Below are 758 nucleotides of genomic sequence, written 5' to 3' on the forward strand. Positions count from 1 at the left end.
TGGAGCCGCTGTTGGGATACCACCCTTGCAGTATTGGGTTTCTAACCAGCCGCCGTGATCCGGCGGTGGGACAATGTCAGGCGGGGAGTTTGACTGGGGCGGTCGCCTCCGAAAGGGTATCGGAGGCGCTCAAAGGTTCCCTCAGAATGGTTGGAAACCATTCGAAGAGTGTAAAGGCAGAAGGGAGCTTGACTGTGACACCGACGGGTGGAGCAGGTACGAAAGTAGGACTTAGTGATCCGGTGGTATTAAGTGGGAATGCCATCGCTCAACGGATAAAAGCTACCCTGGGGATAACAGGCTTATCACTCCCAAGAGTTCACATCGACGGAGTGGTTTGGCACCTCGATGTCGGCTCATCGCATCCTGGGGCTGTAGTAGGTCCCAAGGGTTGGGCTGTTCGCCCATTAAAGCGGTACGCGAGCTGGGTTCAGAACGTCGTGAGACAGTTCGGTCCCTATCCGGCGTGGGCGCAGGATATTTGAGAGGAGCTGTCCTTAGTACGAGAGGACCGGGATGGACTGACCGCTGGTGTACCGGCTGCATCACCAGATGCACCGCCGGGTAGCCAAGTCGGGACGGGATAAACGCTGAAGGCATCTAAGCGTGAAGCCCCCCTCAAGATGAGATATCCCATTCGAAAGAAGTAAGACCCCTTGAAGACGACAAGGTAGATAGGGCAGAGGTGGAAGCACGGTAACGTGTGGAGCTGACTGTTACTAATAGGTCGAGGGCTTGACCAAAAAGCGAAGAAAGCG

General features: G+C 55.5%; 1 rRNA gene. It reads left to right on the forward strand.

Annotated features, from left to right (window positions below):
• Positions 1-743: ribosomal RNA gene (locus B5E82_RS17755) — 23S ribosomal RNA — on the forward strand; the annotation flags it as partial.
• Positions 744-758 lie beyond the last annotated feature (15 nt).

The organism is Lachnoclostridium sp. An138 (assembly GCF_002160765.1).
Lineage (GTDB): Bacteria > Bacillota > Clostridia > Lachnospirales > Lachnospiraceae > Laedolimicola > Laedolimicola faecalis.